The organism is Rhodococcus cerastii (assembly GCF_033042195.1).
Taxonomy (GTDB): domain Bacteria; phylum Actinomycetota; class Actinomycetes; order Mycobacteriales; family Mycobacteriaceae; genus Rhodococcoides.
In genome coordinates, this window is record NZ_JAWLKF010000011.1 from 79,842 (window position 1) to 104,030 (window position 24,189).

21 protein-coding genes are annotated in these 24,189 nt (G+C 63.9%); 9 read left to right on the plus strand and 12 right to left on the minus strand.

The genetic code is table 11. From position 1 onward, the window contains the following. Positions 1 to 96: 96 nt before the first annotated feature. Positions 97 to 1,077, plus strand: coding sequence for a GlxA family transcriptional regulator (locus tag R3P93_RS18305; protein ID WP_317533703.1), 981 nt, complete (start codon positions 97 to 99; stop codon positions 1,075 to 1,077). Then, positions 1,074 to 1,907 carry an adenylate/guanylate cyclase domain-containing protein gene (locus R3P93_RS18310; RefSeq protein WP_317533704.1) on the plus strand — a complete coding sequence of 278 codons (834 nt, stop codon included), beginning with the start codon at positions 1,074 to 1,076 and terminating at the stop codon, positions 1,905 to 1,907. Before R3P93_RS18305 ends, R3P93_RS18310 begins: the two co-directional genes overlap by 4 nt. Here R3P93_RS18310 and R3P93_RS18315 read toward each other — a convergent pair. The 3 genes from R3P93_RS18315 to R3P93_RS18325 are packed head-to-tail and all read right to left on the minus strand — an operon-like array spanning position 1,904 to position 4,997. Continuing rightward, a complete protein-coding gene (locus tag R3P93_RS18315) occupies positions 1,904 to 2,218 on the minus strand; it encodes an AtuA-related protein (RefSeq protein WP_149407855.1) in 315 nt (104 codons plus the stop codon). The two genes, R3P93_RS18310 and R3P93_RS18315, sit on opposite strands and share 4 nt — an antisense overlap. Further along, positions 2,215 to 3,567, minus strand: coding sequence for an acyclic terpene utilization AtuA family protein (locus R3P93_RS18320; RefSeq protein WP_317533705.1), 1,353 nt, complete (start codon positions 3,565 to 3,567; stop codon positions 2,215 to 2,217). Before R3P93_RS18320 ends, R3P93_RS18315 begins: the two co-directional genes overlap by 4 nt. Next, positions 3,564 to 4,997 (minus strand): CitMHS family transporter, encoded by a 1,434-nt coding sequence (locus R3P93_RS18325; protein ID WP_317533706.1) that lies wholly within the window; start codon positions 4,995 to 4,997, stop codon positions 3,564 to 3,566. Before R3P93_RS18325 ends, R3P93_RS18320 begins: the two co-directional genes overlap by 4 nt. A gap of 82 nt (positions 4,998 to 5,079) precedes the next feature. On the opposite strand from R3P93_RS18325, the gene R3P93_RS18330 reads away from it, so the two are divergent. After that, the gene (locus R3P93_RS18330) at positions 5,080 to 5,973 is read left to right on the plus strand and encodes a LysR family transcriptional regulator (RefSeq protein ID WP_317533707.1); all 894 of its coding nucleotides are present in this window, start codon (positions 5,080 to 5,082) and stop codon (positions 5,971 to 5,973) included. A gap of 161 nt (positions 5,974 to 6,134) precedes the next feature. Here R3P93_RS18330 and R3P93_RS18335 read toward each other — a convergent pair whose 3' ends face one another. After that, the gene (locus R3P93_RS18335; protein WP_300515060.1) at positions 6,135 to 8,372 is read right to left on the minus strand and encodes an NADP-dependent isocitrate dehydrogenase; all 2,238 of its coding nucleotides are present in this window, start codon (positions 8,370 to 8,372) and stop codon (positions 6,135 to 6,137) included. A 240-nt stretch (positions 8,373 to 8,612) separates the two neighbouring features. Between R3P93_RS18335 and R3P93_RS18340 the strand changes: the two genes are divergently transcribed. The 3 genes from R3P93_RS18340 (at position 8,613) to R3P93_RS18350 (ending at position 11,265) form a co-directional block, all read left to right on the plus strand. Beyond that, on the plus strand, positions 8,613 to 9,989 hold the full coding sequence (locus R3P93_RS18340) for an NAD-dependent succinate-semialdehyde dehydrogenase (protein WP_317533708.1): 1,377 nt from the start codon (positions 8,613 to 8,615) through the stop codon (positions 9,987 to 9,989). A 68-nt stretch (positions 9,990 to 10,057) separates the two neighbouring features. After that, a complete protein-coding gene (locus R3P93_RS18345) occupies positions 10,058 to 10,354 on the plus strand; it encodes an antibiotic biosynthesis monooxygenase family protein (protein ID WP_317533709.1) in 297 nt (98 codons plus the stop codon). Positions 10,355 to 10,401: 47 nt separating this feature from the next. Continuing rightward, the gene (locus R3P93_RS18350) at positions 10,402 to 11,265 is read left to right on the plus strand and encodes an alpha/beta hydrolase (RefSeq protein WP_317533710.1); all 864 of its coding nucleotides are present in this window, start codon (positions 10,402 to 10,404) and stop codon (positions 11,263 to 11,265) included. Between the two features lie 2 nt (positions 11,266 to 11,267). Here R3P93_RS18350 and R3P93_RS18355 read toward each other — a convergent pair whose 3' ends face one another. Further along, entirely contained in the window at positions 11,268 to 12,620 is a 1,353-nt protein-coding gene (locus tag R3P93_RS18355) for a cytochrome P450 (protein ID WP_269594920.1), read from the minus strand. 85 nt (positions 12,621 to 12,705) lie between these two features. Here R3P93_RS18355 and R3P93_RS18360 point away from each other — a divergent pair, with 85 nt between their 5' ends. After that, entirely contained in the window at positions 12,706 to 13,320 is a 615-nt protein-coding gene (locus tag R3P93_RS18360) for a TetR/AcrR family transcriptional regulator (RefSeq protein ID WP_317533711.1), read from the plus strand. 73 nt (positions 13,321 to 13,393) lie between these two features. Here R3P93_RS18360 and R3P93_RS18365 read toward each other — a convergent pair whose 3' ends face one another. The 6 genes from R3P93_RS18365 to R3P93_RS18390 form a co-directional block, all read right to left on the minus strand. Then, positions 13,394 to 14,755 carry an acetamidase/formamidase family protein gene (locus tag R3P93_RS18365; protein WP_094639882.1) on the minus strand — a complete coding sequence of 454 codons (1,362 nt, stop codon included), beginning with the start codon at positions 14,753 to 14,755 and terminating at the stop codon, positions 13,394 to 13,396. Positions 14,756 to 14,836: 81 nt separating this feature from the next. Then, complete coding sequence (locus R3P93_RS18370; RefSeq protein ID WP_317533712.1) at positions 14,837 to 15,388, minus strand: hypothetical protein; 552 nt, start codon at positions 15,386 to 15,388, stop codon at positions 14,837 to 14,839. Positions 15,389 to 15,480: 92 nt separating this feature from the next. Further along, positions 15,481 to 17,169 (minus strand): ABC transporter family substrate-binding protein, encoded by a 1,689-nt coding sequence (locus R3P93_RS18375; protein WP_317533713.1) that lies wholly within the window; start codon positions 17,167 to 17,169, stop codon positions 15,481 to 15,483. Positions 17,170 to 17,206: 37 nt separating this feature from the next. Then, entirely contained in the window at positions 17,207 to 19,144 is a 1,938-nt protein-coding gene (locus tag R3P93_RS18380; RefSeq protein WP_449619216.1) for an ABC transporter ATP-binding protein, read from the minus strand. Next, positions 19,101 to 20,021: an ABC transporter permease gene (locus R3P93_RS18385; protein ID WP_094639878.1), complete on the minus strand. Its 921-nt coding sequence runs from the start codon at positions 20,019 to 20,021 to the stop codon at positions 19,101 to 19,103. The genes R3P93_RS18380 and R3P93_RS18385 overlap by 44 nt, the downstream gene beginning before the upstream one ends. Positions 20,022 to 20,052: 31 nt before the next feature. Further along, a complete protein-coding gene (locus R3P93_RS18390) occupies positions 20,053 to 21,033 on the minus strand; it encodes an ABC transporter permease (protein WP_094640041.1) in 981 nt (326 codons plus the stop codon). Between the two features lie 297 nt (positions 21,034 to 21,330). Between R3P93_RS18390 and R3P93_RS18395 the strand changes: the two genes are divergently transcribed. Beyond that, on the plus strand, positions 21,331 to 22,287 hold the full coding sequence (locus R3P93_RS18395) for a hypothetical protein (protein WP_255183381.1): 957 nt from the start codon (positions 21,331 to 21,333) through the stop codon (positions 22,285 to 22,287). Beyond that, positions 22,284 to 22,946, plus strand: coding sequence for a hypothetical protein (locus tag R3P93_RS18400; RefSeq protein ID WP_317533715.1), 663 nt, complete (start codon positions 22,284 to 22,286; stop codon positions 22,944 to 22,946). The genes R3P93_RS18395 and R3P93_RS18400 overlap by 4 nt, the downstream gene beginning before the upstream one ends. Here R3P93_RS18400 and R3P93_RS18405 read toward each other — a convergent pair. Beyond that, positions 22,879 to 24,147 carry a DUF4185 domain-containing protein gene (locus R3P93_RS18405; RefSeq protein ID WP_317533716.1) on the minus strand — a complete coding sequence of 423 codons (1,269 nt, stop codon included), beginning with the start codon at positions 24,145 to 24,147 and terminating at the stop codon, positions 22,879 to 22,881. The two genes, R3P93_RS18400 and R3P93_RS18405, sit on opposite strands and share 68 nt — an antisense overlap. Between the last annotated feature and the right edge of the window lie 42 nt (positions 24,148 to 24,189).

Genomic DNA, 24,189 nt, shown 5'->3' on the forward strand with positions numbered 1-24,189 from the left:
TCGCTTCTCATCCTGCGGTGGCGGCCTTGCTTCCACGAGTGGCACGGATGCATACTTTCGATTGATTCGGGCCAACGGTCGAGATCGGAGACAGCCATGCGGATCGCGCTCTATGCGTTCGACGGCATCACGATGTTCCACCTCGCCGCGCCGTTGATGGTGTTCGGCGAGGTGACTCGACTCGGACTCGCACCGGACTGGGAGACGCGGGTGTGGTCCGACCGAGCCGGGTCGATCCGCACCGAGGAGGGCTTCCCGGTCGGCGAGATCGCCGGCCCCGATACCGTCGACTGGGCCGACATCGTCATCGTCACGTCGTGGCCGGAGTCGTTGCCGCACATCGGCAAAGACCTGTCGGCGGCGCTCAGCGACGCCCATTCGCGTGGAGCGGAAATCGCAGGATTGTGCCTCGGTTCGTTCGCCGTCGCAGATACCGGATTGCTAGCCGGCCGCCCGGCCGTCACACATTGGACCAAGATGACCGAACTGCGGGAGCGAAATTCACACGCCGGCGTCGACGAGTCGGTGCTCTACATCGATCACGGCGACGTGATGACGTCTGCGGGCACCGCGTCGTCGATCGATTCCTGCCTGCACATCGTGCGCAAACATCTCGGTTCGGCGGCGGCGACCCGGGTGGCGCGCAGTCTGGTGGTCGCACCCCATCGCGACGGTGGCCAGGCCCAATACATCGAGCGTCCGGTCACGGAGGCATCCGGAGGTACCGCGATTGCCGACGTGCTGAGCTGGGCACTCGAAAGACTGGACGAGCCCTTGCCCATAGAGCGACTGGCCGAACATGCGCGCATGAGCCGACGCAGCTTCATCCGCCAGTTTCACCTCGAGACGGGGTCCACCCCCGCCCGTTGGGTACTGGACAAGCGACTGAACGAGGCCAAGAGCCTGCTCGAGACCACCGATCGCAGCGTCGAGAACATCGCAGCGCTGTGCGGATTCGGCAGCGCCGTCACTTTGCGTCAGAACTTCCGCTCGGCCTTCGCGGTGACACCGACGGCCTACCGACGGCAGTTCGCCGTCGGTTCAACAACCACGAGCATCGTCGACAGGCAAAGATGAGCGACGTGATCCTGTGGATAGTTGCCGGAGTAGAGCTCGCCGCCATCATCGCGCTGGGTGTGGTCTTGATCGTCTCGCGTCGAAAGCTGAAGCACACGCGTCGTGCACTGGACCGCGCTCTCGAATCGCAGCAACGCCGTAAGCGACGCGGCCTGGTGCCCTTCGCGATCAGAACCGCCTTCCACACCACGGACTTACTCATCAACAAGGGCTTCGGCGCAACGGTCCGCAACTCCGTCGAGGACCTCGCCGGCTGGGCGAAAGTCGAACGCCCCGATCTGGCGCGCATGACCGCCGACGGGGACATCGTGGTGATGTTCTCCGACATCGAGGGATCCACCGCCCGCAACGAAGAACTCGGCGACCGCGGCTGGGTGAAGCTGCTCGAGAAGCACAACAAGCTGATCCGCAAACACGTCGACGATCACGGCGGTCACGTGGTGAAAAGCCAGGGCGACGGCTACATGATCGCCTTCTCCGACCCGGCCCAGGCGGTGCGCTGCGGGGTGAAGGTGCAGGAAGCACTGCTGAAGAACCCCGATCGCTGGGACCGCATTCGCGTCCGTATGGGCGTGCACGTCGGCAGCTCGGTGCGTCGAGGTGACGACCTGTTCGGACTCAACGTCGCGATGGCGGCACGAGTGGCGAACCAAGCCGACGGCGGCGAAATACTGGTCAGCGAACCGGTACGCAATGCCATCGGCGCGGCGCATGATCTGGCTCTCGGTACGCCCCGAGACGTCGAACTCAAGGGAATGAGCGGAACATTTCAGTTGTACCCGGTGACATTGCCGGTGCTGCCGGATGCTGAAGTCAAGCAACTCGACTAGATCTGCTCGGGCACAGTCATACTCAGCAGGTGGTAGCTCAGGCATTTGCCGTGTCCGTCGAGCACCGGGCTACCCGTCACTCCCCCACCGAGTACGCCGGGTAGCTCGAACACCAGCCCGGAGACCAGGGGCATGTCGGTTCGGCGTACCTCTCCCGTCACCAGCGGCGCAAAATGCGCAGCGACGGCCTCGACAGTCATTGTGCGAGCCAGCACTTCGTAGCTTTCGTCGGTCCGCGGGAAGACAGCAAGAATGAGAGTGTCGCCCTTGTCCCCGGTTCGCACGTCGGCGAGATCGTCGACAGTCCTCATACCGTCACCTCCGTGATGTGCACGGCGGTCGTCACCTGTGCACGTGGAATCAGACAGGATCTGATAGCCAAGACCTCCGTGTTGCTGCTGCGCGCACCGCCACCGCCGGCGGGCCCGTTGGTGTAAAGACTCTCGACTTCCCAGCCGACAAGAGCCGCAGTTTCGGCGTCGGACACCTTCGCCGTCACGCGCAGTCTCACTTCAGGGACATCGGTGGGGGCGACGAGTCCTCGGAATGCAGCGCCCGCACCGATGTACTCGATGCCCACGTTCTCGGCGGATATACCGTGCACCTCCCACAGTCGTTGCTGCACAATCGCTCCGGCGAGTTCGGCGCGTTGCAGCGCGCGCGGCCCGGCGTAGCTGATCTGCCCCTCACCGAGCCAACCGCCGCGAAATCCGAGGGTCACTTTCAGCTCCTCTGGCCGCGTGCTGCCCGCCGCCCCGGACACCGTCACGCGGTCGGGTCCGACGGTCTCGAACGAGACTCCGGTGAAATCGGCGGTCACGTCCGGCGTCAGATATCTGGCGGGATCGCCGACCTCGTACAGCAATTGCTCGGCGCACGTTCGACGCGTCAACTCCCCGCCGGTACCGTCGACCTTGCTGAATTCGGCTGTGCCGTCGGCACGTACGTCGCCGAACGGAAAGCCCAGATTCGCCAGACCCTGCACCGGCTTGGTGACCGGATCGGCGAAGTAGCCACCGGTCAGTTGGCCCGCACATTCGAGAAGATGTCCGACGGCAGTTCCTGCACCAAGTGTCTCCCAATCCTGCCCGGCCCAACCGAACTCGTGCATCAGAGGTGCGAGATACAGCGCCGGATCGGCGAGACGGCCGGTGACGACCACGTCGGCACCGACGTCGAGGGCAGGCAGCACCGCATCGGCGCCGATGTAGGCGTTGGCCGATACGAGTTCCTCGGAATGCTCCGACAGCGGTCGACCGGTCTCCCACACCACCGGGTCGATCCGGCGCACCGCGTCCAGTACGTCGTCGCCGGTGACGGCAGCGATACGTACCGAACGCGAACACACCTGCTCTGCCACCTTCGCGACGACGTCCGCCGCAGCAACAGGATTCGCTGCCCCGGAGTTGGTGACGACGGTGATGCCCTGCTCGGTCGTCGCCCTGAGAACTGCGCGCATCCGCGCTGCCAACAGTGGGTCGTAGCCCGCCGTGGGATCGAGCAATTTCCGGGCCTGCCCTGTCGCCACCGTCCGCTCTCCGAGGCACTCGAAGATCAGATAGTCGAGCTCGCCCCGCTCGGCCAAGATCTGCGCCGGGTCGATGCGATCGCCGGCAAAACCTGCGCCGGCACCCAACCGGACGGTTCCGCGGGCGCTCATGACGACCACAGCGGGATCGCGCCGGTGGCCATTGCAACGCCGAGCATGCCGAGACTGATCAGCCACGCCCACCCCAACGTGTGCCGAATGTGCTTGCCGATGTCGACTTTCGCGAGACCCACCAGAAGGTAGAACGCGCCGGTCATCGGGCTGATCGGGAATCCGACCGTTTCCTCACCGATGATCGAGGCCTGCGCCAGATCGATTGCGCTGACGCCGAATTGGTCACCTACCTCGATGAGGACCGGCAGCACGCCGAAGTAGTAGGCGTCCGGCCCGAAGATCAGGCTCATCGGGACGGCGAACACGCCGACGATAAGTGGCAAGGCGGGGGCCATAGCGTCCGGAATGGCATTCGCTGCGCTGACCGCCATGGACTCGATCATGCCGCTGCCGTCGAGCACACCGAGAAGTACCCCTGCAGCCAACAACGTGCCGACCATCAGCATCGCGCCGACAGCGTGGGCCTCGATGCGGGCGGACTGGGCCTTCATTCCGCGATAGTTGACGAGAAGCGCCACGATAGTGGCGATGATGAAGCACGTCTCCGGAGGGGCGATGGCGGCGATCAACGCAGCCAACGTCGCGATTACCAAGAAGGCGTTGACCCAGAACAACTTCGGCCGCAGCAGTGCTCGGTCACTCGACGCGGTTGCCGGACCGTCCGCATCGTCGCCACCGGTCGACGGGCTGCCGGGCTCCTCGTTCGCGTCACCGACTGCGGATCCGGTATCCCCGGATCCCACGGACATGCGTTCGGCGACTCGCGCCGTCGACTCCTCCACGACGGCCGACGCATCGCCCGCGGCGACCTTGGCCAGGCGGGTCCGCTCACGCCGACCCAGGTAGTAGGCGACGCCCAGTGCGAACACGACTCCGGCGATCTGAGCAGGAATCAACGGGACCCACAGTTCGTTGGCGTCGACACCCAGAGTTGCTGCAGCGCGAGCCGTCGGACCACCCCAGGGGACCATGTTCATCACTCCGGCACCGAGTCCGACGCAGGTGGCCAGGACGAGCCGGCTCATACCGAGGCGTTCGTAGATCGGGAGCATGGCGGGGACGGCGATGAGGAACGTGGTTGCGCCGGCACCGTCGAGGTGAGCCACCACGGCGAGGGCAGTGGTCGCGACTGCCACGGTCGGCGGGGCACTACCTGCCCAGCGCACGATGCGGGCGATGATGGGATCGAACAGTCCAGCGTCGCGCATGATCCCGAAGAACACGATCGCGAAGAGGAACATCGCCGCGACGCCCACCACGCCGCCGAGTCCGTCCTTGACGAACCCGGCCACCTCGGATGGCGAGTTGCCGGCCAGGAACGCCGCAGCGAGCGGGACACCTGCGAGCGCGACGATCGCCGCAACACGTTGGGTGAACAACAGCAGCAGAATGATGGCAATCGTCCCGAAGCCGAGTAGTGACAGCATGTGATCTCCTTCATCGAATACGACGAGTGTTGTGCAGATCACTTACTCCGTCCAACATCAGTTGGGTATAGATTCATGCACCGTGGGCATAAACCTGGGCATCGCGCATCTACGCGCCGTCGTCGCACTCGCCGATCATGCGAGCTTCACTGCAGGCGCGAACTGGCTTCAGGTCTCCCAACCCAATCTGAGCCGTACCGTCGCCGAGGCCGAACGACGCCTGGGCGTCCGACTGTTCGTGCGCACCACCCGCAGCGTCGACCTCACCGGAGACGGACACGAAGTCACGGCCTATGCCCGTCGGGTGTTGCTCGAGTTCGACGACGGCCTGGAGCAGATCGGGCGCTTCGTCTCCGGCGACCGCGGAACCGTCACCATCGCGTGCCTGCCCTCGATCGCGGCGACGTTTCTCCCGCCGTACATCGTGGACTTCCGCAGCAGTCACCCCGACGTCTCGGTGCACATCAGAGACGGGCTGCGCGACGACGTGGTGGCCTCGGTTCGCGACGGTTCCGTGGACTTCGCAGTCGTCGCCGCGTCGGGGCGAGCGAACGATCTGATGCGCACGACGGTCAGCACCGACGCATTCGTCTGCGCGCTACCGCCGAATCATGCGCTTGCACAACGGACAAGCCTGCTGTGGACCGACCTCGCCGACCAGCCGTTCGTCGCGTTCGGTCCCGAATCGAGCATCGCCTCGCACGTGCAACTGGGGCTCGAAAGCGCGGGAGTCGACGTCGGACCATCGGTTCAGGCGCATAACGTGGCCGCCGTGGCGGGCATGACCGCTGCCGGACTCGGCATCACCGTGATCCCGGAACTGGTGGTGCCGATGATGTCGTTCGCGAACCTGGTCTACCTGCCTATCGAGCCGACCATCCATCGCACCATCTCTGTTGTCCAGTTGCCAGGGCGACGCCAAAGTGCGAGCTGTACGGCATTTCTGGATATTTTGGTGCCCGCCTTGAACGAATGAATGGTCCATTCACGACGTCTGAGCGCGTGAAAGTCACATTGATCCGAACGGGGTGGGCGGTAAACCCCAATGCTGTTGCACCCCAATACGAATGAATGGTCCATTCAACACGTCTGAGCGCGTGAATGGACCATTCATTCCATGGGGTGGAGCAGAGAAAGCTACTTCTTCGCCGACTCCAGAGCCTCGTTGAAGGTCTTGGACGGACGCATCACTGCAGCGGTGGCTTCGGGGTCCGGGTAGTAGTAGCCGCCGATGTCGACTGCGGTGCCCTGAACCTCGTTGAGCTCGGAGACGATTTTCTCCTCGTTCTCCGCAAGGGTCTTCGCCAGTGCGGCGAAGTGCTTCGCCAGTTCGGCGTCCTCGGTCTGCTCGGCGAGTTCCTGTGCCCAGTACAGAGCGAGGTAGAACTGGCTGCCACGGTTGTCGAGTTCACCGGTCGAGCGCGACGGGCCCTTGCTGTTCTCGAGCAGCTTGCCGGTGGCGGAGTCGAGTGCCTTGGCGAGGATGGTCGCCTTGACGTCGCCGGTTTTGGTGCCCAGATCTTCGAGGCTCACGGCCAGAGCCAGGAACTCGCCGAGCGAATCCCAGCGCAGGTGGTTCTCCTCGATGAGCTGCTTGACGTGCTTGGGAGCCGAGCCACCTGCACCCGTCTCGTACAGTCCGCCGCCTGCCATCAGGGGAACGATGGAGAGCATCTTGGCGCTGGTGCCGAGTTCGAGGATCGGGAACAGGTCGGTGAGGTAGTCACGCAGGATGTTGCCCGTCGCGGAGATGGTGTCGAGTCCGCGGACCAGACGCTCCATCGTGTACCGAATGGCACGCACCTGGGACATGATCTGGATGTCGAGGCCCTCGGTGTCGTGATCCTTCAGGTACTTGCGCACCTTGCCGATGAGCTCGTTCTCGTGCGGGCGGTACGGGTCGAGCCAGAAGACGACCGGCATTCCGGATTCACGCGCACGCGTGACGGCCAGCTTGACCCAGTCCTGGATCGGGGCATCCTTGACGATGCACAGACGCCAGATGTCGCCCTCTTCGACGGTCTGCGTCAGCAGCACCTCGCCGGTGGCCTTGTCGGTGATGTTCGCGACGCCTGCCTTCGGTACCTCGAAGGTCTTGTCGTGCGAGCCGTACTCCTCGGCCTTCTGCGCCATCAGGCCGACGTTGGGAACGGTGCCCATCGTCGTCGGGTCGAACTGGCCGTTGGTCTTGCAGAAGTTCACCATCTCCTGGTAAATCCGGGAGAACGTCGACTCGGGGTTGACGGCCTTGGTGTCCTTGGGACGACCGTCCGCTCCCCACATCTTGCCGCCGGCGCGAATCATCGCGGGCATGGAGGCGTCGACGATGACGTCGCTGGGTGAATGGAAGTTCGAGATGCCGCGGGCGGAGTCGACCATCGCGAGCTCCGGACGGGTCTCGTGGCACTTGTGGAGGTCTTCGATGATCTCGTCGCGCTTGGACGCCGGGAGGGTCTCGATCTTGGTGTACAGGTCCGAGAGGCCGTTGTTGACGTTGACGCCCAGCTCCTCGAAGAGCTCGTTGTGCTTGGCGAACGCGTCCTTGTAGAACACGCGCACAGCGTGGCCGAACACGATGGGGTGCGAGACCCGCATCATGGTCGCCTTGACGTGCAGGGAGAACATGACGCCGGTGTCGTAGGCGTCCTGCATCTCGTGCTCGTAGAAATCGAGGAGCGCCTTCTTGCTCATGAACATCGAGTCGATGACGTCACCGTCGGTGAGCGAGACCGTCTCCTTGAGCACGATCGGCTCGCCGTCGGCGGGCAGCAGCTCCATCTTGATCTCACGGTCACCGTCGACGACCGTCGACTTCTCGCCGTGGTAGAAATCGCCCTCGCGCATGTGCGCGACATGGGTGCGCGACGCCATCGACCACTCGGTCATGCTGTGCGGGTGCTTCCGGGCGAATTCCTTAACGGCCTTCGGGGCACGACGGTCCGAGTTGCCTTCACGCAGAACGGGATTGACCGCGCTGCCGAGGCACTTGGTGTAACGCTCGCGGATCTCGCGCTCTTCGTCGGTCTTGGGATTGCCGGGGAAGTCGGGGATCGCGTAGCCCTTGTCCTGCAGTTCCTTGATGGCAGCGAGCAGCTGCGGAACCGAGGCGCTGATGTTGGGCAGCTTGATGATGTTGGTCTCGGGCAGCTGCGTCAGCTTGCCGAGCTCGGCGAGGTTGTCGGTCACTCGCTGGTCTTCGTTGAGGTAGTCGGGGAACTCGGCGAGGATGCGGTTGGCAACGGAGATGTCACTCGACTCGACGTTGATCTCGGCCGCGCTGGCGAAAGAACGTATGACCGGCAGAAACGCGTGAGTCGCCAGCATGGGCGCCTCGTCGGTCAGGGTGTAGATGATGGTCGGCTTCTTCGCAGTCATGTTTCGCCTTTGCCTCAGTTTCAACGTCGTCTTTTGGATGCGTCCACCGTCGACTTTAATCTTTGAACCCGCCGCTGTGCGTGCCAGTGGGGTATCACTCCATCGGCGGTTCCAAGTTACCGACCGGTAGGGCGCTCAAAGGTTTTCGCCGCCCACCCCTGCCCCGCCTCTGACCACCGTCGGAGCATCCGATTTGCCCGGATCGGAACAACGGACCCCTCCCCGACCGTTGAACCGAATATGACGACCTACAAAACTGTCAATCCTGCCGACGGCACAACTGTCAAGGAATTCGAAACTCTCGACGCGGCCGGCGTCGAGCGCGCACTGGCCGACGCACACGCCGGTTTCCAGACGTGGCGCAAGACCTCACCGAAGCACCGCGCCGAAATTCTGCACAAGGTCGCCGATCTCTACACAGAACGTTCGGACGAACTGGCGCGGGCCATCTCGCTCGAAATGGGCAAGCCGCTCACCGAATCCCAGGGTGAGGTGGAGCTGTCGTCGAACATCTACCGCTACTACGCCGACAACGGTCCCGCGCTGCTCGAGGACGAGAAGCTCGACGTCCCCGGCGCGGAAGACACTGTGCTGCAGCGCAAGCCGGTGGGCGCGCTCGTCGGCGTCATGCCATGGAACTTCCCGTACTACCAGGTGGCCCGGTTCGCAGGCCCGAACCTGATGGTGGGCAACACGATTCTGCTCAAGCACGCACCGAACTGCCCGCAGTCGGCTCTGCTGATGGAGGAGATCTTCCAACAGGCCGGACTCCCCCAGGACGCGTACATCAACATCTTCGCGACCAACGATCAGATCGCCGAGATGATCGCCGACCCACGCGTGCAGGGTGTCTCGCTCACCGGTAGCGAGCGGGCCGGAACCTCGGTCGCCGAAACCGCCGGACGCAACCTCAAGAAGGTCGTTCTCGAACTCGGGGGCTCGGACGTGTTCATCATGCTCGACTCCGACGACATGGACGCCACCGTCGAGTCCGCAACCCGGGCGCGACTGTCCAACGCAGGCCAGGCCTGCAACGCAGCCAAGCGCATCCTCGTCGCCGAGGAGTTCTACGACGACTTCGTCACCAAGCTGACCGCATCGTTCGAGGCAGTGCAGACGGGCGATCCGTTGGACGCGAACACCACCCTCGGCCCGCTGTCGTCGCAGACCGCAGCCGACACGTTGATCGAACAGATCGACGACGCCGTCGCCAAGGGCGCAACCTTGCTGACCGGCGGCAAGAAGATCGACGGGCCGGGTGCATTCGTGCAGCCGACGTTGCTGACCGACGTCACCCCGGACATGCGTGCGTACAGCGAGGAGCTGTTCGGACCGGCAGCGGTGATCTACAAAGTCGAAAGCCCGCAGCAGGCAATCGAATTGGCGAACTCCTCGGCCTACGGACTGAGCGGCTCGGTGTGGAGCGCCGACCTGGACAAGGCCCGTGACGTCGCCGAGCAGCTCGAAGTAGGCATGGCCTTCGTCAACGAACACGGCACCACGCTGCCCGGCCTGCCGTTCGGCGGCGTCAAGCGCTCCGGCGTCGGCCGCGAGCTGGGACCGTGGGGCATGGACGAGTTCGTGAACAAGAAGCTCGTGCGCGTCTCCGCGAAGTAGATCCTGTCGGCAAGGCTCCCCGGGCAGTTGCCCGGGGAGCTTTGTCATGCCGCGGTCATACTGTCCCGATGATCGTCGAACATGCTCTGCTGCACGTCGTCCCCGATCGAACCGACGAATTCGAGGCCGCGTTCGCCGACGCGAAATCGATCATCGCCTCGATGCCGGGGTTCGTGAACCTGACATTGTCGCGGGGCATCGAGCAGCCGAATACGTATCTACTGCTGGTCGAATGGGAACGTCTCGAAGACCACACCGAGGGCTTCAGGAAGTCCGACGAGTACCAGAAGTGGAAGACGCTGCTGCATCATTTCTACGAACCCTTCCCCGTCGTCGAGCATTTCGCTCCGAGGCTCAGGGCGTAGGAGATAAGTTCGATTCTCGTCCCCATCGCCGTTACGAGGAGTCACCCGTGGCCAATGCTTCGTCGTTCGTATCCAAGCAGGACGACACCGAGATCAGTACCTACATCTGGGCGACGTCCGCCGACCCGGCTCTCGGCGTCGTACAGATCGCACACGGACTCGCCGAGCACGGCAGCCGCTACGCCCGCTTCGCCGCAGCGTTGAACGACGCCGGATTCCACGTCGTCGCGTCCGATCATCGCGGCCACGGAGAGTCGATCGTCGACACCCCCGGCGATTTCGGTGCTGCCGCGTTCGCAGGTTTGTGGGCCGACATCGAGCAGTTGGGGGAGTCGTTGCTGAACGAATATCCCGACCTGCCACTGTTCCTGTTCGCCCATTCCATGGGATCGTTTGCCGCGCAGCATGTTCTGATCGAACGATCCGATCTGTACGAGGGGGTGGTGCTGTCGGGCTCGACCACGCTGAACATCCTCGCCGCCGGAATGGCCGACGCCCCAGCCGGTGACCTGAGCGTGTTCAACGCCGCCTTCGAGCACCGCACCGGATACGAGTGGCTCAGTCGCGACGAGGCCGAAGTGGACGCCTACGTCGCCGACCCGCTGTGCGGCTTCGACCTCCCGGAGTCGACGGTCCCCGCGTTGTTCGGTGAGGCCGACAAGCTCGCCGACCCGCACAACCTCGAGCAGATCCGTTCCGATCTCCCGCTGCTCATCACCTCGGGAACCGACGACCCGCTCGCCGGGGGCGGACAGCTGATCGAAACCCTCGCTGCCCGGTACCGCGAGGCCGGGATGAGCGACGTCACCGTCACCCTCTACCCCGGTGCCCGTCACGAAATCCTCAACGAGACCAACCGGGACGAGGTCACCGCGAACATCATCGGCTGGCTCACCGACCGCGCCGGATAGACCTACCGCTTTCGCAACTGCACGGGCTGCCCGTCCTCCGGGAAGGGCAGCGACGTGAAGTTCAGCGGCGCAACGTAATCGGGGTCGACCGACCAGTCGAACCGCAGCAGCAGATGATGCATGATCGTCTTGATCTCCGCTCCGGCGAAGAACATGCCGATGCACTTGTGCACGCCTCCGCCGAACGGCTCCCACGCGTAGCGGTGCACCTTGTCCTCCCGGCGGTCGTCGGCGAACCGGCCGGGATCGAATTTCTCCGGGTTCGGCCAGTACTCGGCCATGTGATGCGTGAAGTGCGGGGCGACCGACGCATACGTCCCCGCGGGGACGAACTTGCCCTGCACCTCGGTGTCCTTGACCGCGCGGCGCGCCACCACCGGCGTGGGCGAGACCAAACGCAAGCATTCCTTCATCACCAAATCGACGCTGTGCAGTTCGTCCAGCTGCGCGAGCGTCGGCGCATCGGTACCGAGCGCCTCGGACTCGGCACGGCACTTGTCCTGCCACTGCGGATGCTGACCGAGGTACTGCATCATCGTCGACAGCGTGATCGTCGACGTGTCGTGCGCGGCCATCAGCAGGAAGATCATGTGGTCGATCACTTCGTCGTCGGAGAAACGCTCGCCGTCGTTCCCCTCGATGTGACAAAGAACCGAGAACAGGTCGTCGGTCTCGGTGGCACGCCGGGACGGAAGGTACCGCCGGAAGAACTCCTCGAGCATGGCGCGGCCGTCGAGACCGCGCTTCCACCGAGTTCCGGGAACACGAAAGCGCACAATGGATGTCGCCGCCTGAACGCATGCCACGAAACTCGAGTTGAGCTCGGCAATCTCGGCATCGGTGCTGCCCTCTGCGCCGCCCATGAAGATGCTCGTTGCCACCTCCAGGGTCAACGCCTTGAGCGCCGGGTAGACCTGGACGTCGCGCCCGCCTTGCCACGCGTCCAAACCGGTTGCGGTGACGGGATTCAACGCCTCCACGGATTTGGTGAGCCGGTCCCTGGTGAAGGCCTGCTGCATGATCCGTCGGTGCTTCAGATGCTCCTCGGAGTCGAGCAACATCAATCCGCCGTGAAAGAACGGGCCGATCAGCAGGGACCAGCCGTCACCGTTCGCGAACGCCTTGTCGGCGTTCTGCAACACCTCTTGGCATGCATCCGGACCCAGAACGGTGATCCACTTCTGACCGGCCATCGTCAGCCACGACACCTCGCCGTACTTCTCCCACCGACTCCCGAGCAGCTTCAGGGGGTCTCGGATGTACTCGAGCGTGTGCCCGACGACGGGCATACCGCCGTCGCCGTATACCGGTTGGAGCGTTGAATCAGCAGGTGGAGCAGCGAGAGCACGTGCCATTGTCGACCTCCGTCAATCTGACAGAGCGTCCTGTCAGATGGGATGTAGTCTGCGTCACACCTGCTCCCTCTGTCAAGATCTACTCATGGCTTCCAAGCGCCGCTACAACGGCATGAGCGCAGACGATCGCACCGCCGACCGTCGCGCACGGTTGCTCGAAGCCGGACTCGAAGTGTTCTCGACGGCCGGTGCCCAGAACACGACCATGACCGCGATCTGCGCGGAGGCGAAGCTGACCGAGCGCTACTTCTACCAAAGCTTCTCCAGCAAGGAGGATGTGCTCGAGAAAGTGGTGGAGTCGGTATCCGACGAGATCCGGGCCGCTGCCCTGGACGCGCTGCACTCCCCCGCCCCCACCGCCGAGGACCAGGTACACAACGCCATCGCCGCGTTCGTCGGCGTGCTCACCGACGACCGACGCAAGGGCCGCGTCGCGATGATCGAGTCGCTGGCCGTCGACTCACTGCGCGACTATCGACGACAGTCCATGCGCGCGTTTGCCCATCTGGTCGCCGAGCAGTCACGCGAGCTGTTCGGCGAACAGGCCTGGCCGCAGCCACAATCCGAGATCAACGGCCTGCTGTTCATCGGCGGACTCGCCGAACTGGTCATCGCGTGGTTGAACGACGAGATAGCCGTCACCCCAGCAGATATCGTCGACGCCGCCACCCGCCACTTCGTCGCGACGGCACACCGCTGAGGTGCCTCCGGCAGTGGCGCGGTTATGTGCCCGCTGAGGCACTTACCCGCACCACTGCGCCGGAGGCGCACTCCTACCGGTCGAAGTGCGCCTTGGAGATCTGACCGTGCACGCCGACCGTCTTGTCGACCACCTGCGAGACGGTGAAGTTCGCGGCCGCGGAGAGGTACGCGTAGGCCGTCGCCCGGTCCATGCCGAGGTCGGTCTCGAGGAAGTCGAGCGCGTTGACCACGGCGCGACGCATGGCGGCGTTCAGGTCCGAACTCTGGCCGCCGACGGCACCGTCCGGATCGGACAGGCCGATCGGAATCCACGAGTCCTCGTTCTCGGCAAAGGGATACGAGTACGCGACGGACGGGGCATCACCGCTGCCCGCCTTGCACACAGTGAGCCGGAAGGTGCCGCGCAGAGAACCTTCCATCGCGGTGAGCGCCACCTCCCCGTCGCCCATCGCCATGTGCGGATCGCCGACGTAGAACAACGCACCCTCGGCGAACACCGGGAGGTAGAACGTCGATCCGACACCGAGCAAACCGACATCGATGTTGCCGCCGCCGAGCGTCGGCGGAATCGAGTTCGCGTTGGGTGACGTCAGACCCGGGTCGCTGGCGAACGCCACGCCCATCATGCCCATGAACGGGCGCAGCGGAAAGCGCACGGCGGCATCGCCGTAACGCATCACACCTTGCCCGTCCTCGACGGCGGTGAACGTGGAGACGTTGCCGTACTGCGTCGGATCACCCGACGGCCTGCCATCGCTGCCGATCGGCGGCATCACCTCGTCCAGGCTGATACCTGCGGGTGCCTCACCGGACGCGGTCACCGCCAGGGAACCCTTGCCGTGCCGACTCGACACCACGCCGTACGGCACGCGGGGAATCGCCTCGAGCGTCTCGATCTTGAGCACGTCGCCGCGCTGCGCCCCTTCGACGAACACCGGGCCCGTCACCACGTGCGGTCCGTCGACGTCGAAGTTGCGGACCGTCCGGTCGTACCCGCCGGCGATGTCGATGGCGTCCTGCAGCACATCGGATTCGGATACACCCTTGCCGCCGAAGAACTCGACGGGATCGCGGCCCTGGTCTTCGAGAATTCCCTCGTGGCTGAGCGCATCGATGGTCACCGTCTCACCGGACTTCATCTGCAGCACCGATTCGGACTCGACCGTCGGGACGTATCCCCAGAGAACCTTGTCGACTTCGGAACTCAGGTAGTGATCGCCGGAGATGTCGCCTGCGCCGGGCTGAAGAATCCCGACCGGTGCCGGGGCCGACGAACTCGCGGCGGCGGTGCTCGTCGACGACGACGTCGAACAGGCTGCCGTTCCGGCGATTCCGACGCCCGCGCCCAGCGCGGCCACCGCCTGAATGAATCCGCGACGTCCGATCCCCTTGGTGATCGTCTCCGCTGCCTGCTCCGCCATCGACCGCGCCATGATGCCTCCTGAATTGTCCGAAACCCGAACGTAGACCGGAGGTGTTTCTCGGCAGTTACGATCACGCGTCGCCCCAATTGCTCAGCTGGGGTCGCTGCCGCCGATTGCTGACCACCAGATGGCGGTGATAGCAGCCAACAGACTCACTGCCACGAACTCGGCGAATCCGCCTCCGTCGACGACGAGCCACAGCAATCCGATGATCGGACCTGCCACCGCGGCGGGGGCGTCGAGCATGATCCGACGCCGCAGCGAGCCGAAGCGATCACTGCGCGTACGAAGGTCGGACTCGTTCAACCGCGGCGCATCAAGGGGTGTGCCGGGAGGCAACGAACTACAACGCCGCCCCGACGGCAGCGCCACAATTCCAGGTTCGATGACGAAGGCGCGCCGCCCGAGAATCGACCTACTCGTGCGCGCGTCGGCGTCCGGGACGATCGCCAGCAGCCCGGTGTGGAAGTAGACGGGGTACCAGGACCGCCCACCGTTCTCGTGTACTTCCAGGTACCCGCGAGAACGCATACGGTGTTGAAACCGCACTCGCCGCACGGTGGTCGAGGTGTTCATCGACCTCCCGGCCAGCACTGCGCACGCTGTCGACCAGCCCGTCCAGACGAGGACGATCAGGGCCACGAACACGCTCAGTGGCGCAATGACGACAGCGGTCGATGCCGCGACAACCAGAGTGATTGCCGCGGCACCGACCGGATACCCGAGACCGTGAGCTATTTCAGGAACCCGACCTTCGAGTAGTCGAGATCGCCGAATCCCGGAGCTCCGAAGTTCGCGAGATTGGACTTCGTGGCATAGGTCGATGGCCGCTGGAACATTGGCAGGCTGTGGCCCTCGGCCCAGATTGCTTCGTCTGCCTTGTTGTAGTCGGCGATTCGTGCGTCGTCGTCCAGTTCTGCAGCGGCGTCGTCGAGCAAACCGTTGATCTCCTCGGATCCGACCTGGCCGTAGTTCTGCAACGTACTCCCGGGTGTCAACCGGAAGATGCCGTCACTGCTCGAGGAGTACGGCGTTCCCTCCCAGGTGAAGTGGGTGACATCGAATGCGCCGACCAGAATGTACTTCTCGAAGAAGTCATCCGACGGCACCGATTGGATGATGAGATTGGCGCCGACGGCCTTGAGGTTCTGCTGGATGATCTGCGCTTCCTGCGTCGCATTGGGGGTATCGGCCGGAATGATGTCCTGCAGATCCAGCTGCTTGCCGTCCTTGGATCGGAACTCCCCGTTCATCGTCCAACCGGCCGCGTCGAGTTCGGCCTTCGCCTTTTCGGGGTCGAAGGTGATATCGCTGTTGTTGGCCTGGTAGCCCTTCTGCCCGTCCACGTAGATGTGGTTGTTCAGGACAGTCGGGCTCGAGGTGATCTGCCCGAGCTGTGACGTCGCCAGGTAGTCACGATCGATCGCCTTCATCAACGCCACGCGCACTGCCTTGTCCGAGGTGATGCGTCCCGGGGCTCCGTTGAAGTCGAAGTGCCGGTACTGCGGGCCCAGGCTCTGCCGCAGGTCGACATTCGGGATACCGCGGGCAACCTTGAAAGCATCGGCGCTGCTGCCCAATTCGAAGTAGTCGATCTCGCCACTCTGCAACGCACCGATAGATGCCGTCGTATCCAACGGCAGGTACGTGATGGTGTCCAGCACCGCTGGGTTCTCACCCCACCAGTCCGGGTTGCGCTCGGCAACGATGCGCTTGCCGCCGGGCTCGATCGTGCGGATGCGGAACGGGCCGGCGGTTGCAGGCATAGTCTCGACCGAACCGGTGTTGAACGCCTCGACAGTGTTCACGGACTCCGCAGGCATCAGCGGCGAAAACAGGGAGCGCCAGTCTGCGAACTTCTCGGCGAACGTCAGGGTCACCTGCTGGTCGTTCTCACCGCGCACAACGGATTCCACCTTGTCCCAGCCCGCGGTGCTGGACGCCTCGTAAGCCGGGTCCTTGCCGCTGTTCGCAGTCCATGTGGCCACGAGGTCGGTGTAGTCCAGCGGCCTCCCGCTGCTCCACTTGGCCTTGGGATTGATGTTGTAGGTGATCACCTGTTTACCGTCGACCTCGGACTCGGTGATGTCGGTGAAGAAATCGGTCGCCGTCGTGAGGCTTGCGTCCGCAGCAGCCTTGAACGCCGTAGGCATCAACGCGGCGTAGTACCGCGCAGCGTCGACCGTGGTGCCGTCGATTTGGTAGTAGTTGTAGTTGGTCGGCACCTGCGAGAGCGGGAAGTTCATGTTTCCGCCCTGCTGTAGATCGCTGATCGGGTGTGGATTGATCTGCGCTCCGCTCTCGAAGGACGCAGGCGCGTCGGCGTTGGGCCCGGTATCCCCCGAGCTGCACCCCGCCACCAGTCCCACAGTGGTCACGGCCACCGCGATCGGGACCAGTGCCCGAAATAGCTTGGCTCTCATCAATTCACCTTTCTCAGTGTGCACGTAACCTGCAGGATCAGATGGCGTCGGCCAGTGCTGCGGCCTCGGCGATTCGGGCTCGTTGGAGCACGGGATCGGGGATGGGGATGGCTTTCAGGAGAGCCCGTGTGTACGGGTCCTCGGGTGCGTCGAAGATCTGCGCCGTCGGGCCCTTCTCCACGAACACCCCGTTGCGCATCACAGCCACTTCGTCGGCGAGATGACGCACCACCGACAGATCGTGCGAGACGAAAAGATATGCCAGACCGAGCTCCGCTTGCAGATCCTGCAGCAGGTTCAGCACGCCGGCCTGAATCGACACGTCCAGTGCGGACACAGGCTCGTCGAGCACCAGGATCGACGGCTTCAGCGCCAAAGCCCGTGCAATACCGACTCGTTGACGCTGCCCGCCGGAGAATTGCGTGGGATACCGATCTGCTAGCTCCGGACGCATCCCGACGGTGTCCATCAGTTCCCGAACCCGGCGGGTGCGCTCGTCGATCGGGACACCGTTGATCTTCAACGGCTCGGCGATGATCTCCCCCACCGGCATCCGCGGGTCGAGTGAGCCCATCGGGTCCTGGAACACGATTTGGATGTGCGCGCGGAGCCGTCGTTGCTCGACGCGGCTCAGGCTGTACGGCTCGACGCCGTTGATCCGGATCGAACCTTGCTGCGGCTTCACGAATTCCATGATCTCGAGCAGGGTCGTGGACTTGCCGCAGCCCGATTCACCGACGATCGCCAGCGTCGACCCGGCATGCACATCGAAGCTGATGCCCTGCACCGCAGGCACTTCCCCGGCCCGACGCCGCAGTACCGAGCCCTTGAACACCGGGTAGCTCTTGTGCAGATCGGTCACCGACAGCACCGGAGCGTCCTTCGAAACCGTCACCACCAACTCCGCTGGGGCCTCCGACCGTGGGGCACCCTCGAACTCCGTCTCCACAGATTCTGCCGTGGCGGCATCGATCCGAATGCACGCAGCATCATGGCTCGGTGAGACCTCGATCAACTGGGGTTCGCCTGCGTCGCACGCGTCGGTGTGCAACGGGCACCGCGGACCGAAGGGGCATCCCGTCGGCAGGTTGACCAGAGCCGGCGGGGTGCCCTCGATCGGCACGAGCCGCTCCTGGGCCGGCCGGTCGGGGCGAGGAACCGATCCGAGCAGCCCGACGGTGTACGGCATCGACGGATGCGCATAGAGCTCGTCCACGGGCGCGGTCTCGACTGCGCGACCGGCGTACATCACCATGGCCCGATCGGCCACGCCGGCAACGACTCCCAGGTCATGGGTGATGAACACGACCCCGGCCCCGGTGACGTCCCGCGCGGTACGGAGCAGATCCAGAATCTGGGCCTGGATTGTGACGTCGAGGGCCGTGGTGGGCTCGTCGGCGATGATGAGGTCGGGGTCGTTGGCGATGGCCATCGCGATGACGACGCGTTGGCGCATGCCACCGGAGAACTCGTGCGGGTACGACCTGGCCCGTGTCTTCGGATCGGCGATACCGACCAGATCCAACAACTCGAGCGCACGCTCGTGCACCTTCGCTTTGCTCAGCGATGGATTGTGTACCGAGATCGCTTCGGAGATCTGGTCACCGATGCGGTAGATGGGCGTCAGTGCAGTCAGCGGGTCCTGCGAGATCATGGCCACCGAACGTCCGCGCTCGCGGGACATCTCGCGGTCGGACAGGCCAAGCAGCTGACGGCCGTTCAGTTCTATGGATCCGGTGACCCGGGCGGTCTGCGGGAGAAGTCCCATGACGGCGAGGGACGACACCGACTTTCCTGAGCCGGACTCGCCGACGATGGCCAACACCTCACCCTTGTCGACCTGGTAGTCCAAGCCCCGGACTGCAGTGACGCGCCCCTCCTCACTGGGGAAACTGACCTCGAGCCCGCTGACCTTCAACACCGGCACAATCTCAGCCACGTGCCTGTCCCCTCGTCGAGTTCGGATCGAATGCATCGCGCAGGCCGTCGCCGACGAAGTTGGTGGCCAGCACGATCAACACCAGTGCGCCACAGCAGAACGCGAACAACCACGGATACGTCAACGCGGACGACGTGCCGTCGGCGATCAGCGTGCCGAGCGAGACGTCGGGTCGCTGGACACCGAAGCCGAAGTAGCTCAGGGACGCCTCACCGATGATGGCGATACCCACGTTGAGCGTGACGTCGACGATGAGTATCGAGGCCATCGACGGCAGCACGTGCTTGCCGATGACACTCGCCGGCGTTGCGCCCATGTACTTTGCGGCGCGGATGAATTCGCGCTCACGCAATGACCTCGTCATCGCTCGGATGATGCGCGAGGTGATCATCCACGCGAAGGCCGCAAGTAGCAGCACCAGAATGAAGAAGCTCTTGTCGCGGAACAGCGGTGAGCAGATGGCGATGACCAGGAAGCTCGGGACGACGAGCAGGACATCGGCAACCCACATCAGGGCGCGGTCCGTCCAGCCGCCGAAGTATCCCGCCACCGCGCCGACGACGCCGGCGAGCACGGTGGAGATCAACGCGACGAGCATGCCGATGATCAGCGACTTCTGCAATCCTCGCAGCGTCTGAGCGAGGACGTCCTGCCCGATCTGGTTGGTGCCGAACCAATGCCGCGTGGTCGGCGGAGAGTTCAACGCGTACGCGTCGAGTTCCTCGTAGGTGAAGGGGATGAAGTGTGGAAGCACGAACGCGCCGACGAACATCACCACCAACACCAGAATGCCTACCAGGGCCGGCCTGTTGCGCAGGAACCGACGCAGCACCAGTCGACGGCGGGTGATCGGGGCCGTCGTCCCGCCCTGGCCGTCCACCGCAGCGATCTCGGGAACCACAGGTGTTGCCATCGCCGATCCTTTCCTCGATCGAAGTGGTGGGTCAGTCCGCGTAGCGAACGCGCGGATCCAGTGCGGCAGTGAGGATGTCGGTCAGCATTCCGGAGACGAGGACCGAGAGCGCGGTGAAGAGCGAGACCGCGAGCGTGATGTTGATGTCCTGGCTGGTGATGCCGTAGATCAGCCAGTCCCCCATGCCGTACCAACCGAACACGCGCTCGGTGAAGGTGGCTCCGGTGATCACCGCGCCCATACCGAACGCGAACAGAGTGGCCATCGGGATCAGCGCGGTGCGAAAGCCGTGCTTGAAGATCGCCCGGCCGCGGGTGAGCCCCTTGCCGCGGGCGGTGCGGATGTAGTCCATGTTCAGCTCGTCGAGCATGGAACTGCGCATGTAGCGGCTGTAGCCACCGATGGTGAACAGCATCAGCACGACGGTGGGTAGCAGCAGATGCTGTGCACGGTCGACGATTTCGTTCATCAGGCCTGGCGCGAGCGTTGTCGACGTCTCGCCGGTGTACTGGAAGAACTGACTCCCCGTGCTCTGATTGACCTGAACTGCAAGGTATTTGAGCACCGGAGCAAGCACCAGAATCGGCGTACTGATCAAAACGAACGTCACGACAGTCGCGACGTGATCGAAGATTTTGTACTGCCGGACGGCACCGTACGCACCGATCAAGGTGCCGAGCACCGCACCGAGGACAGTGCCGAGCACTACCAGCCGCAGCGAGACGAGGATGCGACGCCACAACTCGTCGTTGACCGAACCGGCAGCGATCGTCTGCCCGAAATCACCGTGCAGCACCGCCCACAGCCACTTCAGGTAACGCAGCACCGGATTGTCGTCGAGGTGCAGAGCCGCGCGCTTGGCGGCCAGCACCGCCTCGGAGGGCGGCGGGTTACGGCTGAGCAGATTGGACAGCGGATCGAACGTGAGCGACGCCAGAAGGTAGGTCAGAAACGTCGCGATGAGCAGCAGTACGACGTAGTTCAGCAACCTCCGCGCAAGATAACCGCCCACGCGCAACCACCTTCCATCGAGCACCACGGCGGTGCCCACTGGCACTGCTCTCGGCATTGTTCACACCGCGTGTTTCCTGCTTGTTTCGTTAGCGGTAGAAACAGACATTCCACAACATAGCACCAGAAATTTGCCGTTCGTTCATGGAAGAGAAAATACTTCTACGGAACGGACAAACCGGAATTTGCGGTGTCGGAACATATTTGGAGACAGCCACCGGTACAGGCGGACCAATTCCGACAATATGGACAAGGCGCGGAATAGGTGCTCTCCACTCGCATCGGTAGATTCACGTTCATGACCGCAGCTGCCACCCCCGACGGATTCGCCTTCGAACGATTCGACGTCACCGACGCCGGATCCATCGCCACGGTCTTCGCGGCCAAGGAACACCGAGCCGGGCTCTACGTTCTGCACTTCACCGACGGCTCGGCCTACTCGGGCTACGCAGATTCGGTCGCCGCGCGGTTCGCCGCGGACCTCGACGTGTGGACCGACATCGAGGCACTCGATTTCGCGGCCGGAACTGCAGATCAGCTGGAGCACCTGCAGGAGCTCGTGTCGCGCCTGACCCGCCTCCGCGAACGCCCTTCCGATCCTGGCGCGATCGGCGAAGCACCGAGCGCGAAATCCGCACTGCCGAAAGAAAGAGCCAAGCGGGCGACGTTGCTCGACACGGCAGTCGGCAAGGCACGCAAGCAGTTCTGGGAACTGTCCGACCACATCGCGTACCCCGCCATCCGCAGCATCGTGGCCGACTACATCAATTCCTCGATCCCCGACCCGGCGAACACCGAGAAGTATCTGTGGCAGATCGCTGCCCTGTCCGACGATATCGCCGAGACCGGTCCGCGACGCTTGGTGACGCTGACGTGCGGCGGCTTCGAGACGCTCCGCGTCGACGAGATCGTGCACGACGACGACACCATAGAACTCGACCTGCGCATCAACACCAACGTTCCGCGCGACCGCACCGACGAGCAGCTCGAGGTCTCCAACGAGACGGTCAGCGCAGGACGCGGTCCGCACCGGGACGAACGCGTGTGGTCGTGGTCGATCGACCTCGGCGCACTGCTGGAAGAAGACGTGGACGTCGACCTCGGCATCGACGACGACACGTTCGACGACCTCGCTTACGGTCTCAACGCCCGTTTGATGCGATCCGGAAACTCAACGGGCGCAGCATCACACAACCACGACCTCGCGTCCGACCTGCTCGCCGAGGCATACCGGCAGCTGTTCGAGACCGAGTGACCGATCGGCTGTGGTACGTCTCGTACGGGTCCAACCTGCTGCGCGAGAGGTTCCATACCTACCTGACCGGGTCCGACGAGCGCTCCGAATTCGGTGCGCACCCACCGGCACCCACTGCGTCACCACCCGCCGAAGAACGATGGCTGTGGATCGATCATGCGCTGTATTTCGCGGGAGTCTCCCGGCGCTGGACCGGAGCATCCGCATTCGTCTCTACGACGGTCGATCCGGCGAATCGCTCTGTAGGGCGCGGATATCTGATCGAGCGAGCCCAGTTCGCTCATCTGGCCGCGGTCGAGAACGTCGTCGCAGCCGTCGATATCGGGGCGACGGAGACGCTCGCCATCGGACAGTGGTCGCAGCTGACAGTGGACCGCGAGGGCGAGAGCTTCCGCGGAAAATACGATGCACTGCTACGGCTTCCGGACATCGACAGAAGGTCCGCCTTCACGCTGACCAGTTCGACCGTGCGCGAGCCCGGCGAACCGTCGAGCAGGTATCTCTCGACCATTCGCCGCGGACTGCTCGGCGCAGAACTCGATCTGGACGTCGACGCCTACCTGGAGGCAGCCATTCGACGATCCGCGGAGATCACTTCAGCGCGTCGAGGTTCGTCTTCAACAGCAGCACGTTGTAGTCCGACCACCGAGAAGCGGTGAAATACAGGTCTTTACCGCTCGACATCGGGTGAATGAACGGTGCGTAGATTCCGCCGGCCGTCTGATTGGCGTCGAGGATGGTCCTCGGCGCACTCCACGGACCCTCGGGATTGTCCGCAGTGCGAGCGACCAGAGTGCGAGAGTTCTCGTCCCCGTACATCATCACGTAGCGGCCGAGGTAGTCGTTCCACGCAACCGACATCTCACTGACCGGGCCCTTGACGATGGCGACCGTATCGCCGATGTTCTTCGACCACTGCTTCGTCGGATCCGGATCCTGCGTCGAGTACTCGTACGCGTCGAGATTCTCGATGTCCGAAGGCGCGACCCGCGAGACGAAGGCGTCGCCGAATCGTCCGTTCGGAGTACCGAACTGGTACAGGTACTCGCCGTCGCGGCCCAGGACGTACGCACTCTGCTGGAACTTGCCCTGGCTTTCGTGGACGTTGGTGAAGCCGGGGATGGTGACACCCTTGTTGACGCGGATGGTCCTGGGATCCGTCGACCAATTCTGGCCGTTGTCAGTGGATTTCGCAGTCGCGGAGTAATTCGTGACCCAGCGCCCGGGTGTGCCCCAGCTCTGCACCGACATGTAGTTGATGTACTGGGTGTTGCCGATCGCGATGGCCGCCGTGGGGATGGTCGTGTCCTCGACGCTGGGTAGCTTTGCGCTCGAGATGATCTCGGCCGCATAGCGTGGGTTGTCTGCACGCACGACGGCACCGGAGGTGTTGTCCGCGGGATCGGCTGGACCGATCTCGATACCCTGCGCCAAGTTCGTCGACGCCTTGTCCGAACGGAAGAGTGCGTTGCTGCGCCACTGCGCGTTGCCGGAGGAGCAGTCGCCGAACGTGTCACCGAACGCCATCAGGATCTGGCCGGCACCGTTGTCCCAGCTGATGCCGAGGTCGGTGCCGGACATCGCGAGGTCGTTGTAGGTGTTGTTCACACTTTGCGGACCGGTGACCCAAGCGATGCTCTGCGTGTTGCCGGTGATCCGAGGAAGCGGCCCCTGCGGACCCTGCGGGTTCTTACCCGACATGCCCGCGCTGCCCGACGACCCGAACAGCGGAGACGAACCCGGCCCGCCGAGCCCACCACACGGTTCGGCCGACACGGTGGGCGCAGTCAAAGCGCTGAGTCCGCTCACTGCCAGCGCCAGGACAGCCCCGACAGCGATCTGCCGACTACGTACACGCATAGACGAACCCACCGTTTCCCGTGTGACCCACGATACTGATGT